Below are 12662 nucleotides of genomic sequence, written 5' to 3'. Positions count from 1 at the left end.
CTGTTTTCTTTAGATAAAGGGATCCCCCGCAGCAGGGCTGCGTGAAATCATATTTTTGAAATTTACTTCAGCAATAACTCGGCGGTTTCTCTGTTTGTCACCAGGCAGTTAATGTAATTGCCGTTTAATGCGCCAAGAATACCGGAGTATTTTTCCTCACCCATCGCGATACCTACCGAATAACGCGCCTGCTTAAGTTTTGCCATCTCAATAGAGAGCGTTTTTTCGCTCATCGCGGTTTCAACCATCGCGCCGTCAATATTGTAAAAACGTGAGCAGATATCACCAGCCACGTGACGAGCATTGAGGTCATCACTCTCTTCGCTGCCGTAAAATGCATGCCAGTTGGCGCCGTCGCGAATCGCCGGAGAACCAATCCCTACCAGCGCAACGTCGAGGTTATCCCAATAAGAGGCGATGGTTTTAAAGTGCCTGGACTGCATAATACCGTTGCGAATTAATGTGTTATCCAGCAGCGCCGGAAAGTCGGCGAGATGCGATTCGGCCTTCAGCTTCGCCGCCGCGCCGTAGGTCAGCGTATTGACGTGGTAGCGGCTTTCCAGTTTGCCAGAGGGGCCGCCGATGATCGGCACGCAAATGACCTGACGCGACTGGCTGGCCTGCGGCAGATTCTCTACCAGCGCACGCACCGCGCGACCCCAGGAGAAACCGACGATATCGCCTGGTTCCAGCAACCTGTCGACCAACTGTGCGCCGTGCTGACCGATAAGATTAAGCTGGTCCTCTTCCATCAGAGAGTCGCAGGTGGCGACTACCGCCTCTTTGAGGCCAAACTTTTGTTTGAGTTGCTGCTCAAGCCACAGGTTTTCGTTGTAGTCGTAGTTGATGGCGATAGTGACGATGCCCTGCTCGCGACCGCGTTTCAGTAGACGGCTGATGGTGGTGCGATAAATCCCCAGTTCGCGGGCAATCTGCGCCTGGGTCATATCCTGCTCATAGTAGAGCTGGGCGATTTTCACGATCAGGCGGATATCGTCGCTATTTTCCATCGTCATCTTTCGACTCCTGCACATTTGTGCAAATCACATATTTGCTGTCCTGATCTGATATAACCCTATCGATGCTGTACTTCAAAGCAATTTTCATCTATTTCATAATGATGTACTGGCGGTTTATGTTGCACATTTGATGTGATGGTGGGCGGTTTATGGCACGTTTGTGCGGGTAGTGCTAAGGGTCTGATTCTGCTTTATTTCGCCAGGCAAAGTTGCAGAAGTCTTAAAGGAACACTTTTGTGTTGAAAGGCGCGATAGATCACATTTAGCGCCAGGCAGTGAGTACGCGATTATTTTTTATCGCCCGCAAGGTAGGGTATATTTCGCGTTTTAAACATAAAAGCATTCAAGTTTTATCAAGGCGGCAAGAGAGTGAGCGCCCGGACAACTTGAAGGATGAAGTGTTTCAGGAGACGTTATGCTGCCCGACTCATCAACCCGACTCAACAAATACATCAGCGAAAGCGGAATATGCTCGCGTCGTGAAGCCGACCGCTTTATCGAACAAGGCAACGTTTTTATCAACGGCAAGCGCGCCACCATTGGCGACCAGGTGAAAGCTGGCGACGTGGTAAAGGTCAATGGTCGGTTGATTGAGCCGCGTGAAGCGGATGATTTAGTGCTGATTGCGCTGAACAAACCCGTTGGCATTGTCAGCACCACCGAAGACGGCGAGCGCGACAACATCGTCGATTTCGTTAACCACAGCAAACGCGTTTTTCCGATTGGTCGTCTGGATAAAGACTCGCAGGGGCTGATCTTTCTGACCAATCATGGTGATCTGGTTAACAAGATCCTGCGCGCTGGTAACGATCACGAAAAAGAGTACCTGGTTACCGTCGATAAGCCGGTGACCGATGAGTTTATCCGTGGGATGGGGGCGGGCGTACCGATTCTCGGCACGGTGACGAAGAAGTGCAAAGTCAAAAAGGAAGCCCCGTTTGTTTTTCGCATTACTCTGGTGCAGGGGCTGAATCGCCAGATCCGCCGCATGTGCGAGCACTTTGGCTATGAAGTGATGAAGCTTGAACGCACGCGGATTATGAACGTCAGCCTGACGGGGATCCCGCTGGGGGAATGGCGCGATTTAACCGATGATGAGCTGATCGATCTGTTTAAGCTGATTGAGAACTCCTCTTCAGAAGCGAAACCGAAGGCCAAAGCGAAGCCGAAAACGGCGGGGATTAAACGCCCGGTAGTGGCAATCGAAAAGACGGCTGAGAAATCACGCCCGGCGTCGAACGGTAAACGTTTTGTTCAGCCGGGGCGCAAAAAGAAAGGGCGCTAACGCCTGCCGCGCGTCGGCGTACTTGCCGACCAGGAAAATGATGCTTCACTGTCCGGTTTATAAGCCTGCTTTTTCTTCAACTGGCGGGCTTTTTTTGCCTCTGCTTCGCGTAAAACCATCAGTTTATCGATGTACTCTTTTTTCACGCTGTTGGTTTCCGCGTTAGTCAGCGGACGGCCATGCGCAATGCGCGCGCGGTCGAGTAGAGTTTTCAGTTCGCGCTGTTCGCGTTCGGTCATCTCTTTTTGGGTAATGCGGGGGAGTGCCATAGTGGTGCCCTCAGTTAGCCGATGACTTCAGTGTACGGTATTCGATACAAAATAGAACTAATCCTGAAAGCGACTCGCAGATTATTCCCTTCTGAAGTGACGGGCCGTTCTGGCTGACGTAGCGTAGCAATGGACAAGCGCTCGTCTCGGCTATCTCTCTTTGTTTTGTATAAAATTTTATACAAGAATGTGGTATGCTATTACAGAAGCGAGAACATAAGTCTATTGCATGGATTGGAAGTTCGTTTGAGGACTTGCTTAGTTTTCCTGAAGACGTTCGTAAAGATGCCGGATACCAGTTGCATCGTTTACAAGCGGGCTTAGAGGCTGCCGACTGGAAACCGATGTCGGAAATTGGTCGTGGAGTGGAAGAAATAAGGCTTCGTCAGACGTCCGGGACATTCCGGATTATCTATCTTTCCCGTTTTGGCAATGCGGTGTATGTCCTGCACTGCTTCAGTAAAAAAACACAGCGAATTTCCGACCATGATAAACGCATAGCAAGAGTTCGTTTCCAGGCCGTTCAGCAAGAGCACAGGAGCCATAAATGAGCAAAGTCATCGACAGTAACATTCGCCATATCACCTCTGCGGATGCCAATATTTTTGCCGAATTGGGATTTGATGAGACTCAGGCAAACCTGCTCCAGCAGGGCGCTGAGCGTGAAGTTGAGCAGCTTATTATTCTTAAGCAACAGCTTATGCAGGAGATCTCTGACTGGATTGATGAGAACCATCTGAAACAGACGGAGGCCGCAGCGAAATTAAACATCTCCCGCCCCCGGGTTTCGGATGTCGTTAACCTAAAAACGAATAAATTCACCCTGGATGCGCTGGTGATGATGTTGGGAAAATTAGGCAGACCGGTCACGCTCCTGGTGGGTTAAGACAATGCTTCCAATGTACGGTAAGTATAAAACCCGCAAACTCGTAGCTTTGGTAAGCGCGGCACCATCAGGTGAGATCCCGGAGGCGGTGCTGCGCATCTGTCCGGGCTACAAAACCCGCAAACCGCACGGACTGTAGCCCGGTCAGCGCAGCGCCACCGGGAAAATTACGGATTGTTAGCTTTTTTTCCCGTTTTACGCGATTCATCCGCAATCGGCTTCCCTGACCAGTAACCCGCCAGCAGCGAGCCGGAAAGATTGTGCCATACCGAGAACAGCGCGCCTGGCAGCGCAGCCAGCGGACCAAAGTAGATTTTCCCCAGCGCGGCGGCCAGACCTGAGTTCTGCATCCCTACCTCAATCGCCAGCGTACGGCAGGTGGATTCATCAAAACCAAACAGTCGTCCGCCCCAGTAGCCGCCGAGCAGGCCGATGGTGTTGTGCAGGATAACCGCGATGATTACCACAAAGCCCACGGAGGCGATATGCGAAGCGGAACCAGCCACCACGGCGCAGATAATCGCCAGAATGCAGACCATTGAGAAAGCGGGAAGGAACGGTTCTACCGCCCTTACGACTTTTGGCAGCAGGTGATGCACCACCAGCCCCAGCGCAATCGGGATCACCACGATTTGCAGAATGCTGAGCAGCATCCCCATCACGTCCACCTGAATATGTGCATCGACGTAAAGGCGCGTCAGCAGCGGCGTTGCCACCACGCCGACCAGCGTGGAAACCGACGAGATGGTGACCGACAGTGCCACATCGCCTTTCGCCAGAAATATCATGACGTTGGATGCTGTACCGCTGGCGACGCTACCGACCAGTACCATCCCGGCAGACAGTTCCGGCGGCATATGAAAAATCAGCGCCAGCAGCCAGGCGGCAAGTGGCATCACCAGATAGTGCAGAAAAATCCCCGCGGCCACCGGTGCCGGACGGGAAAGGACGCGTTTAAAATCGTCCACTTTCAGGTGTACGCCCATACCGAACATAATCAGCATCAGCAGCGTCGGGACCCATGGACCAACGGGAGTGAAAGTGGAGGGCGTGTAATACGCGATAACCGAGAGCAGCAGCGCCCATAATGGGAACAGCCGCGTAAGCGTGGCGAGCATGTTGTTTTCCTTACGATTGACGCGCCATACTCAGAAAATCCCGAGTAATGGTGAGTCTGTTGTGTTGATGTTGTTATAAAAAAGCCGGGTTCGAGCCCGGCTATAGGTATTGTTTATCGTGCTAAGCGATATTATTCAAATAAATTATGGTGCAATTTCTGCACCACTTTCTCGGCATCCGCGCCCGGTACCAGGAAGCACAGATTGTGACTGGATGCGCCGTAGCAAATCATACGAATGTTGAACGGCTCCAGGACGCCAAATACCTCTTTACCAACGCCGCATGCTTTCGATAGTTCGTTGCCAATGATGGCGACCAGCGCCAGATCCTGCTCGACCTCTACGCGGCACAGGGAGGAAAGCTCGGTCAAAAGCGCTTGAGTCAGCAGGGTATCGCCAGCGGAGGTTGAGCCGGTGGTATCCATGGTCAGCGCCACGCTCACTTCGGAAGTGGTGATCAGATCCACGGAGATACTGTGACGCGCCAGAATACTGAATACTTCGGCGAGAAAACCGCGCGAGTGCAGCATATTCAGGCTGTGCAGGGTCAGCAGGGTCTGCTTGCGGCGCAGCGCCAGCGCGCGGAACAGCGGCGGATTTTCGGTGTCTTTGCACACCAGCGTACCGCCGGCTTTTGGTTCTTTGCTGGAGCCAACGAATACCGGAATATCGCTACGTACGGCGGGGAGCAGGGTTGCTGGATGCAGGACTTTCGCGCCAAAGGTCGCCATTTCCGCTGCTTCTTCAAAAGCGATCACGTCGATGCGTTTGGCGGCCGGAGCGACGCGCGGGTCGGTAGTATAGATACCCGGAACATCGGTCCAGATATCGACGCGGGCGGCGTTTAACGCTTCGCCCAGCAGCGCCGCGGTGTAGTCGCTGCCGCCGCGTCCGAGCGTAGTGGTGCGGCCTTTGGCTTCGCTACCAATAAAGCCCTGGGTGATCACCAGGCCTTCTGCAAGACGCGGGGCCAGCAGCTGCTGGGTTAATTCAGATAAGGCGGCGATATCGGGTTCAGCACGGCCAAAGCGGTCGTTGGTGCGCATAATTTTGCGTACGTCGAACCACTGGGCGGCGATGCCGCGCTCGCGCAGGATCTCGACAAACAGCAGAGTGGACATCAGCTCGCCGTGGCTGACCAGTTCGTCGGTCAGCGCGGTTGAACTGGCCAGCGATGCGGCTTCCGCCAGAGTGGTAATGTTTTCCAGCAGGCGCTCAATTTCATCGCGAATGACGTTCGGATAGCGCAGACGCTCCAGAATATTGAACTGGATCTGGCGCATAGCATCGAGCTTTTCGAAGCGCTCGCCGGGCTCCAGCCCTTCCGCTAAAGCGACCAGAAGGTTGGTCACGCCCGCAGAGGCGGAAAGCACCACTACGCGGGTGTTGGCATCCAGCAGCGCGACGTCTACGCTGCGGTTCATGGCATCAAAATCGGCAACGCTGGTGCCGCCGAATTTGGCGATCACTAAATCTGTCATAACAACCTCGTGTCAGGGGGCCTGACTTATTAAAACGATTCCTGACAACCAATCCTGGTGAGGCTGGACGCATCCGGATTGCAACAAAATGTCTTAATAAGCCAGGCCAAATTATTCAGCCATGGCACAAGGGAAGAGCGAAAAACAGGGTGGGCGCAGAGCGATAAACAAACTACGATGTCACCCAGAAGTGCTCCACCTTGTAGACCCGCCTGCCGGTGCGTGGCATCAGTTGGCGAGTATGAAACGCCCGACTGCGAACGTTTCTGGTGACAACCCAGGGGATTCAGCCCCTGTGGCCGGTGATGAGCGTAACCAGACGCTTATTCACCTCGGCGTTGCTCCCCCTCACGTATTTTCCCCGGACTGGTTCCTCCAATACGGTTACCTGGGCAACGCACCTCTTCTGGCAATTACCGACGTCTTTCACTTTGCCAGGGGGACGCGGGACATTATACCCCCCTGCAATACCCTTTCGCTGTAGCGTGAAATGCGCGAGCAACATACCTATGTGTATGTATAGGTACTGCCGTTATATAAAGGCTTCAGGCGGAGTATGTCAACGTCAGGGTTATGCGGATTTTTCATGCGCAGGTAGCTGACAGAAAAAAGCCTTATGATGGCTATACTATCAGGGGCGTTTTGCGCCAAATTGGCGCTAATCCTGACGCGTATCATCGGTATAACACAAAAATCATCACAATTTTTCGTCACCGGCGCTACAATCGACCGCAGTCACAATTCTCAAATCAGAAGAGTATTGCTAATGAAAAACATCAACCCAACGCAGACATCTGCCTGGCAGGCATTACAGAAACACTTTGATGAAATGAAGGACGTTACCATCGCGGATCTGTTCGCGAAAGATAGCGACCGTTTCTCTAAATTCTCCGCAACGTTCGACGATCTGATGCTGGTGGATTTCTCCAAAAACCGCATCACCGAAGAGACCCTGGCAAAACTGCAAGATCTGGCCAAAGAAACCTTCCTGGCCGACGCCATTAAGTCCATGTTCTCCGGCGAGAAGATTAACCGTACCGAAGACCGTGCGGTGCTGCACGTTGCGCTGCGTAACCGCAGCAATACGCCGATTCTGGTTGATGGCAAAGATGTAATGCCGGAAGTAAACGCCGTGCTTGAGAAGATGAAAACCTTCTCTGAAGCCATTATTTCCGGTAGCTGGAAAGGCTATACCGGTAAAGCGATTACCGACGTTGTGAACATCGGTATCGGCGGCTCCGACCTCGGCCCGTTCATGGTGACCGAAGCGCTGCGCCCGTACAAAAATCACCTGAATATGCACTTTGTGTCTAACGTCGATGGCACCCACATCGCCGAAGTGCTGAAAGGCGTTAATCCGGAAACCACGTTGTTCCTGGTGGCGTCTAAAACCTTTACCACTCAGGAAACCATGACTAACGCCCACAGCGCGCGTGACTGGTTCCTGGCGACCGCAGGCGATGAGAAGCACGTGGCGAAACACTTTGCCGCGCTCTCTACCAACGGTAAAGCGGTTGGTGAGTTCGGCATTGATACCGCCAATATGTTTGAGTTCTGGGACTGGGTTGGCGGTCGTTACTCTCTGTGGTCCGCCATCGGTCTGTCGATCATTCTGTCCGTGGGCTTCGACAACTTTGTTGAGCTGCTCTCCGGTGCGCACGCGATGGACAAACACTTCTCCACCACCCCGGCGGAGAAAAACCTGCCGGTGCTGCTGGCGCTGATCGGTATCTGGTACAACAACTTCTTCGGTGCCGAAACCGAAGCAATTCTGCCGTACGACCAGTATATGCACCGCTTTGCCGCCTACTTCCAGCAGGGCAATATGGAATCCAACGGTAAATACGTTGACCGTAACGGCAACGCCGTGGATTACCAGACTGGCCCAATTATCTGGGGCGAGCCGGGTACAAACGGTCAGCATGCGTTTTACCAGCTGATTCACCAGGGAACCAAAATGGTGCCTTGCGACTTTATCGCTCCGGCGATCACCCATAACCCGCTGTCCGATCACCATCCGAAGCTGCTGTCTAACTTCTTCGCGCAGACCGAAGCGCTGGCGTTTGGCAAATCCCGCGAAGTGGTTGAGCAGGAATATCGCGATCAGGGTAAAGATCCAGCAACCCTGGAACATGTGGTACCGTTCAAAGTATTTGAAGGCAACCGTCCGACTAACTCCATCCTGCTGCGTGAAATCACCCCGTTCAGCCTGGGCGCGCTGATTGCCCTGTATGAACATAAGATCTTCACTCAGGGCGTGATCATGAACATCTTCACCTTTGACCAGTGGGGCGTTGAGCTGGGCAAACAGCTGGCTAACCGCATCCTGCCGGAGCTGAAAGATGGTTCCGAAGTGAGCAGCCACGACAGCTCTACCAACGGTCTGATTAACCGCTATAAATCCTGGCGTGCATAATTAGAGCCTACGGATGGCGGGGGTTTTGTAGGCCGTGCAAGGCGTTAGCCGCCGCCCGGCAAAAATGCGAGCACAATGCCGACCCATGTGGTCGGCATTTTTTATAGCCGCCGCAGCAGTTTCGCCGGATTCCCCGCCCACACGCCTTTCTCGGTAATCGACTTCGTCACCACGCTGCCCGCACCAATCACCGCGCCATCGCAGATGCTGACCGCCAGGATAGTCGCGCCGCTGCCGATAGACACATCGCTGCCAATCACAATTCTCCCCCAGCTTTCGCGGTCAGCATTCGGCTTACCGTCGCGGAACATATCGTTGGCGAACATCACCCCGTGGCCGATAAAACAACGCTCGCCGATGGTGACGTACTCGCAAATAAAGGTATGGGACTGAATTTTGCTGTCGCGACCGATACGAGTATTTCCCTGAATTTCAACGAATGGTCCGACGAAGACGTTGTCGCCAAGCGTGCAGTCGTAGAGGTTGGTGGGCTGGTAAATCACCACGTTCTCGCCGCTGGTGACGTTGCGAATAGCAGTTTCTCGAAGCGTATGCATGCTGCCTCTCAGATCTGTTTGGCCAGAATATACCCGTCATACTTCAAGTTGCTTATGTGTTGGCTGCGCTCGCTCACCCCAGTCACATAGTTATCTATGTTCCTGGGGACTCACTCCCTTGCCGCCTTTAAGCAACTCGAATTATTTAGGGTATATGTAATGTGCTTTGTTGGGTGGCGGAACGAAATATGATGTTTTTAACCCACCAGCCTGACAAGTGATTGTTACATCTACGCTGCCGGTGGCAAAAAGTTAACGAATAATGTCGATCTGGATCACATTTTTGCGTTATACAGGTCACAAGAAATGATAATGAAGAGGTGTACCTATGCCGCCGGTTTATCGTCCGTTGGTGAGTTTTATTGCAACCGCAATGCAAACCGTTTTAAACCTCGGCCTGCTGTGCCTGGGGATTATTCTGATTGTTTTTCTGGGCAAAGAGACGCTGCATCTGGCGCACGTGCTGTTTACACCGGAGCCAGTCAGCAAGTACAAGCTGGTGGAAGGGCTGGTGGTTTACTTCCTCTATTTTGAGTTTATTGCGCTGATTGTGAAGTACTTCGAATCGGGATTTCACTTCCCGCTACGCTATTTTGTCTATATCGGCATTACCGCTATCGTGCGCCTGATTATTATCGATCATGACTCGCCGATGGCGGTGCTGATTTACTCCGCCGCGATCCTGATCCTGGTGATTACGCTCTGGCTGTGTAACTCCAACCGCCTGAAACGCGAGTAAAAAAAAGCGGCCTCCAGGGCCGCTGACCAACAGTCACAAATAGAATTTATGTAGGGTCCAGTTGAGGATATACACATCATCCTTCAAGCTGCCTCTTTGTTGGCTGCGCTCAGAAACCCCAGTCACATAGTTATCTATGCTCCTGGGGATTTCTTCCCTTGCCGCCCCGATGCATCTCGAATGATTTTGTGAATAGCAGTGGCATTTGCCTTACTTTTTCAGCTGAGGGTGACAGCGGCAATACCCGGTTGGGGTCGTGCATTGCCGCTAAATCGTCATCCCTCCTCTGAAATTTGGGGCGGGTGTTACAAAAAACTTAACCTTTCACTCCGCCTGCCGTCAGACCGTTAACCAACCAGCGCTGGGCCAGCAGGAATACCACGGTAATCGGGATGGCAGAGAGCACCGCCGCGGCGGCAAAGTCGCCCCACAGATAGTTCTGCGGGTTGAGATACTGCTGCATACCGACCGCCAGGGTGTAGCTGTTCACATCGCGCAGTAGCAGCGAGGCCACTGGCACTTCGGTAATTGCGGCGATGAACGACAGAATAAACACTACCGCCAGAATCGGTACCGACAGCGGGAGCAGCACCAGGCGGAAAGCCTGCCACGGGGTCGCGCCATCCAGCGCCGCTGCTTCTTCCAGCGAGCCGTCAATAGTTTCGAAATATCCTTTAATCGTCCAGACGTGCAGCGCGATACCGCCCATATAGGCGAAGATGACGCCGCCGTGGGTATTCAGGCCGACAAACGGCACATACTGGCCGAGGCGATCGAACAAGGCGTACAGAGCGACCAGCGACAGAACCGCCGGGAACATCTGGAAAATCAGCATCCCTTTCAGTAGCGTCGCTTTACCCGGGAAGCGCATGCGGGCAAAAGCGTAAGCGCAGGTGGTCGAGAGCGCGACGATACCAATCGCGGTAATGCCCGCCACTTTGATGGAGTTCCACAGCCACAGCAGGACCGGGAAGGGCGGTGGCGTGACGCGACCATCAGCGTGTTCAACGCTGAAGCCTAACGCCAGCCGCCAGTGCTCCCAGGAGATGCTTTCAGGGATCAGGCTACCGGTGGCGAAGTTGCCTTCGCGCAGTGAGATAGCGATGACCATCAGCAGCGGGAACATAATCGCCGCGATAAAAATCAGTAGCAGGAGGTGCGTTGTCACCAGGCGCAGCTTCTGAGATTTGGGTTGAACCATAGCCATAATCGTTATCTCCCTTAATCAAACTTCATACGTGTGGCTTTCAGGTTAATAATCGCCAGCGCGCCTACCAGCAGGAAGATAAGCGTGGCGATAGCCGCCGCGAGGCCGAAGTCCTGGCCGCCGCCGCCTTCGAAGGCGATACGGTAGGTGTAGCTCACCAACAGGTCGGTATAGCCCGCTGGTGTGGTGGTGCCGAGTCGGTCCGGCCCGCCGTTGGTCAACAGCTGAATCAGTACGAAGTTATTAAAGTTAAAGGCGAAGCTGGCGATCATCAGCGGCGTCAGCGGCTTAATCAGCAGCGGAAACGTAATCTTAAAGAAGTTCTGGAACGGGGTTGCGCCGTCCATTGCCGAGGCTTCATATAAATCATCAGGAATTGCTTTCAGCAGGCCCATGCACAGGATCATCATGTATGGATAGCCGAGCCAGGTGTTGACGATGACAATCATCGAACGTGCGGTGGTTGGGTCGCTAAACCAGGCCGGTTTGATGCCGAACAGCGCGCTGAGCATCATGTTGATCTCACCAAAGCTCTGGTTGAACAACCCTTTGAAAATCAGAATCGAGATAAACGACGGTACGGCGTAAGGCAGAATCAGCAGTACGCGGTAAATTGCTTTACCTTTCAGGGCTTCCCACTGTACGAGACAGGCGAGCACCATGCCGACCGCAACGGTCAGAATAACGGTCAGGATAGAGAAAACCACCGTCCAGACGAAGATTGCGAAGAACGGTTTCTGGATACCCTCATCCTGGAACACGCGGGTGAAGTTATCCCAGCCGATGGTCACGGTGTAGCCCGGGCTCAGCTTCTCGCTGCCCCAACTGCCGTCGGCGTTAATGGCCTGGTAGAAGCCAACGTCGGCATTCGGGCGATATTTCACGCCGCTCTGGTTGTTGGTCAGCGTGCCGTCATTAGCCAATGCATACAGCGGCTGGGTTCCGGAGAACTGACGCAGAGAGCTCATAATGACTTTGCTCTCGTCCGGTAGTACGGCGGTCAGCTGGTTCAGGGCGGTACGGTTTTGCGTAATCACGCGCAAAGTGGCGCGCTCACCTTCCGGCAGGGTGTCAGCCTCTTTTAGGGCCAGCTTCTGCTCGCCGCCGAATTTAAAGGCGTCAGATAGATAGTTTTTGCCGCTCTCACCATCGGTCAGCGCCAGCTTCCACTCATCTCCAGCCGGGTAGAGTGCGAAGTTGTAGGATTTACCCGCCTGGAAAGAGCGGTCCATCAGCACCTGCTGAGCGCGTTCGAAGGTCAGCTGGTTGGTGCTGCTGTAGTTGGTAAAAGCGATAGCGATGGTGCAGATCAACGGGAACAGAACGAACAGCCCCATCCCGGCGAGACCCGGATAAACATAGCGCCAGGCATAGGCCTTGCGATTGGAAAAAATATACAGGCCAACCGAGCTTAAAATCAGCGTCATGATGGCAAACAGGTACTCCCCCTGGGCGTACATCAAAACAACAAGGTAACCCACCAGCAGGCACAGCAAGCCGATCACAGACCATGTGAGCTGCGGGCTTTGCCACCAGTGTTTCTTTTTCACGACATCCATGGGGATCATCCTCTTTACACTTTATCCTTCGCGCTACCTCTTTGTTGGCTGCGGATGCGCACCCCAGTCACTTACCGATGTAAGCTCCTGGGGATTTACATCCTTGCCGCCTCGATGTAGCGCGAA

12 protein-coding genes and 1 riboswitch are annotated in these 12662 nt (G+C 53.5%); of the genes, 5 read left to right on the top strand and 7 right to left on the bottom strand.

What is annotated here, in order from left to right:
• Positions 1–62: 62 nt before the first annotated feature.
• A complete protein-coding gene (locus tag FN082_RS10150) occupies positions 63–1010 on the bottom strand; it encodes a sugar-binding transcriptional regulator (protein ID WP_328592129.1) in 948 nt (315 codons plus the stop codon).
• Positions 1011–1434: 424 nt separating this feature from the next.
• On the opposite strand from FN082_RS10150, the gene rluF reads away from it, so the two are divergent.
• Complete coding sequence (rluF, locus tag FN082_RS10145) at positions 1435–2304, top strand: 23S rRNA pseudouridine(2604) synthase RluF (RefSeq protein WP_112215910.1); 870 nt, start codon at positions 1435–1437, stop codon at positions 2302–2304.
• Here the strand turns inward: rluF and FN082_RS10140 are convergent.
• The gene (locus FN082_RS10140; protein ID WP_110277236.1) at positions 2301–2573 is read right to left on the bottom strand and encodes a DUF3811 domain-containing protein; all 273 of its coding nucleotides are present in this window, start codon (positions 2571–2573) and stop codon (positions 2301–2303) included. The genes rluF and FN082_RS10140 overlap by 4 nt on opposite strands.
• A 194-nt stretch (positions 2574–2767) precedes the next feature.
• Here FN082_RS10140 and FN082_RS10135 point away from each other — a divergent pair, with 194 nt between their 5' ends.
• Positions 2768–3124 (top strand): type II toxin-antitoxin system RelE/ParE family toxin, encoded by a 357-nt coding sequence (locus FN082_RS10135; RefSeq protein ID WP_139540800.1) that lies wholly within the window; start codon positions 2768–2770, stop codon positions 3122–3124.
• Positions 3121–3459 carry a helix-turn-helix domain-containing protein gene (locus FN082_RS10130; protein WP_139540801.1) on the top strand — a complete coding sequence of 113 codons (339 nt, stop codon included), beginning with the start codon at positions 3121–3123 and terminating at the stop codon, positions 3457–3459. The genes FN082_RS10135 and FN082_RS10130 overlap by 4 nt, the downstream gene beginning before the upstream one ends.
• Before the next feature lie 167 nt (positions 3460–3626).
• On the opposite strand, the gene panS is transcribed toward FN082_RS10130, so the two are convergent.
• Together panS and lysC are read right to left on the bottom strand one after the other, a co-directional pair.
• Positions 3627–4577, bottom strand: coding sequence for a ketopantoate/pantoate/pantothenate transporter PanS (gene panS, locus FN082_RS10125; RefSeq protein WP_139540802.1), 951 nt, complete (start codon positions 4575–4577; stop codon positions 3627–3629).
• A 131-nt stretch (positions 4578–4708) separates the two neighbouring features.
• Positions 4709–6058, bottom strand: a complete 1350-nt coding sequence (gene lysC / locus FN082_RS10120; protein ID WP_142462582.1) for a lysine-sensitive aspartokinase 3 — start codon at positions 6056–6058, stop codon at positions 4709–4711.
• A 180-nt stretch (positions 6059–6238) separates the two neighbouring features.
• Positions 6239–6472: riboswitch (Lysine riboswitch) on the bottom strand.
• A gap of 352 nt (positions 6473–6824) precedes the next feature.
• On the opposite strand from lysC, the gene pgi reads away from it, so the two are divergent.
• Entirely contained in the window at positions 6825–8474 is a 1650-nt protein-coding gene (gene pgi / locus FN082_RS10110) for a glucose-6-phosphate isomerase (protein ID WP_139540804.1), read from the top strand.
• Between the two features lie 101 nt (positions 8475–8575).
• Here the strand turns inward: pgi and FN082_RS10105 are convergent, their stop codons facing one another.
• Positions 8576–9031: an acyltransferase gene (locus tag FN082_RS10105; RefSeq protein WP_142462580.1), complete on the bottom strand. Its 456-nt coding sequence runs from the start codon at positions 9029–9031 to the stop codon at positions 8576–8578.
• A gap of 328 nt (positions 9032–9359) precedes the next feature.
• Between FN082_RS10105 and psiE the strand changes: the two genes are divergently transcribed.
• Positions 9360–9770: a phosphate-starvation-inducible protein PsiE gene (gene psiE, locus FN082_RS10100; RefSeq protein WP_110277227.1), complete on the top strand. Its 411-nt coding sequence runs from the start codon at positions 9360–9362 to the stop codon at positions 9768–9770.
• Between the two features lie 316 nt (positions 9771–10086).
• Here psiE and malG read toward each other — a convergent pair whose 3' ends face one another.
• Entirely contained in the window at positions 10087–10977 is an 891-nt protein-coding gene (malG, locus tag FN082_RS10095) for a maltose ABC transporter permease MalG (RefSeq protein WP_110277254.1), read from the bottom strand.
• Positions 10978–10991: 14 nt separating this feature from the next.
• The gene (malF, locus tag FN082_RS10090) at positions 10992–12536 is read right to left on the bottom strand and encodes a maltose ABC transporter permease MalF (RefSeq protein ID WP_142981526.1); all 1545 of its coding nucleotides are present in this window, start codon (positions 12534–12536) and stop codon (positions 10992–10994) included.
• Positions 12537–12662 lie beyond the last annotated feature (126 nt).

This window comes from Klebsiella spallanzanii (genome assembly GCF_902158555.1).
Lineage (GTDB): Bacteria > Pseudomonadota > Gammaproteobacteria > Enterobacterales > Enterobacteriaceae > Klebsiella > Klebsiella spallanzanii.
The sequence above is the reverse complement of the archived record's forward strand: the minus strand, read 5'-3'. Positions and strand labels throughout refer to the sequence as shown.

Bases quoted from the DNA above. Each gene is read 5' to 3' on its own strand.
- FN082_RS10150 (WP_328592129.1), bottom strand. From the start codon at position 1,010: ATGGAAAATAGCGACGATATCCGCCTGATCGTGAAAATCGCCCAGCTC.
- rluF (WP_112215910.1), top strand. From the start codon at position 1,435: ATGCTGCCCGACTCATCAACCCGACTCAACAAATACATCAGCGAAAGC.
- FN082_RS10140 (WP_110277236.1), bottom strand. From the start codon at position 2,573: ATGGCACTCCCCCGCATTACCCAAAAAGAGATGACCGAACGCGAACAG.
- FN082_RS10135 (WP_139540800.1), top strand. From the start codon at position 2,768: ATGCTATTACAGAAGCGAGAACATAAGTCTATTGCATGGATTGGAAGT.
- FN082_RS10130 (WP_139540801.1), top strand. From the start codon at position 3,121: ATGAGCAAAGTCATCGACAGTAACATTCGCCATATCACCTCTGCGGAT.
- panS (WP_139540802.1), bottom strand. From the start codon at position 4,577: ATGCTCGCCACGCTTACGCGGCTGTTCCCATTATGGGCGCTGCTGCTC.
- lysC (WP_142462582.1), bottom strand. From the start codon at position 6,058: ATGACAGATTTAGTGATCGCCAAATTCGGCGGCACCAGCGTTGCCGAT.
- pgi (WP_139540804.1), top strand. From the start codon at position 6,825: ATGAAAAACATCAACCCAACGCAGACATCTGCCTGGCAGGCATTACAG.
- FN082_RS10105 (WP_142462580.1), bottom strand. From the start codon at position 9,031: ATGCATACGCTTCGAGAAACTGCTATTCGCAACGTCACCAGCGGCGAG.
- psiE (WP_110277227.1), top strand. From the start codon at position 9,360: ATGCCGCCGGTTTATCGTCCGTTGGTGAGTTTTATTGCAACCGCAATG.
- malG (WP_110277254.1), bottom strand. From the start codon at position 10,977: ATGGCTATGGTTCAACCCAAATCTCAGAAGCTGCGCCTGGTGACAACG.
- malF (WP_142981526.1), bottom strand. From the start codon at position 12,536: ATGGATGTCGTGAAAAAGAAACACTGGTGGCAAAGCCCGCAGCTCACA.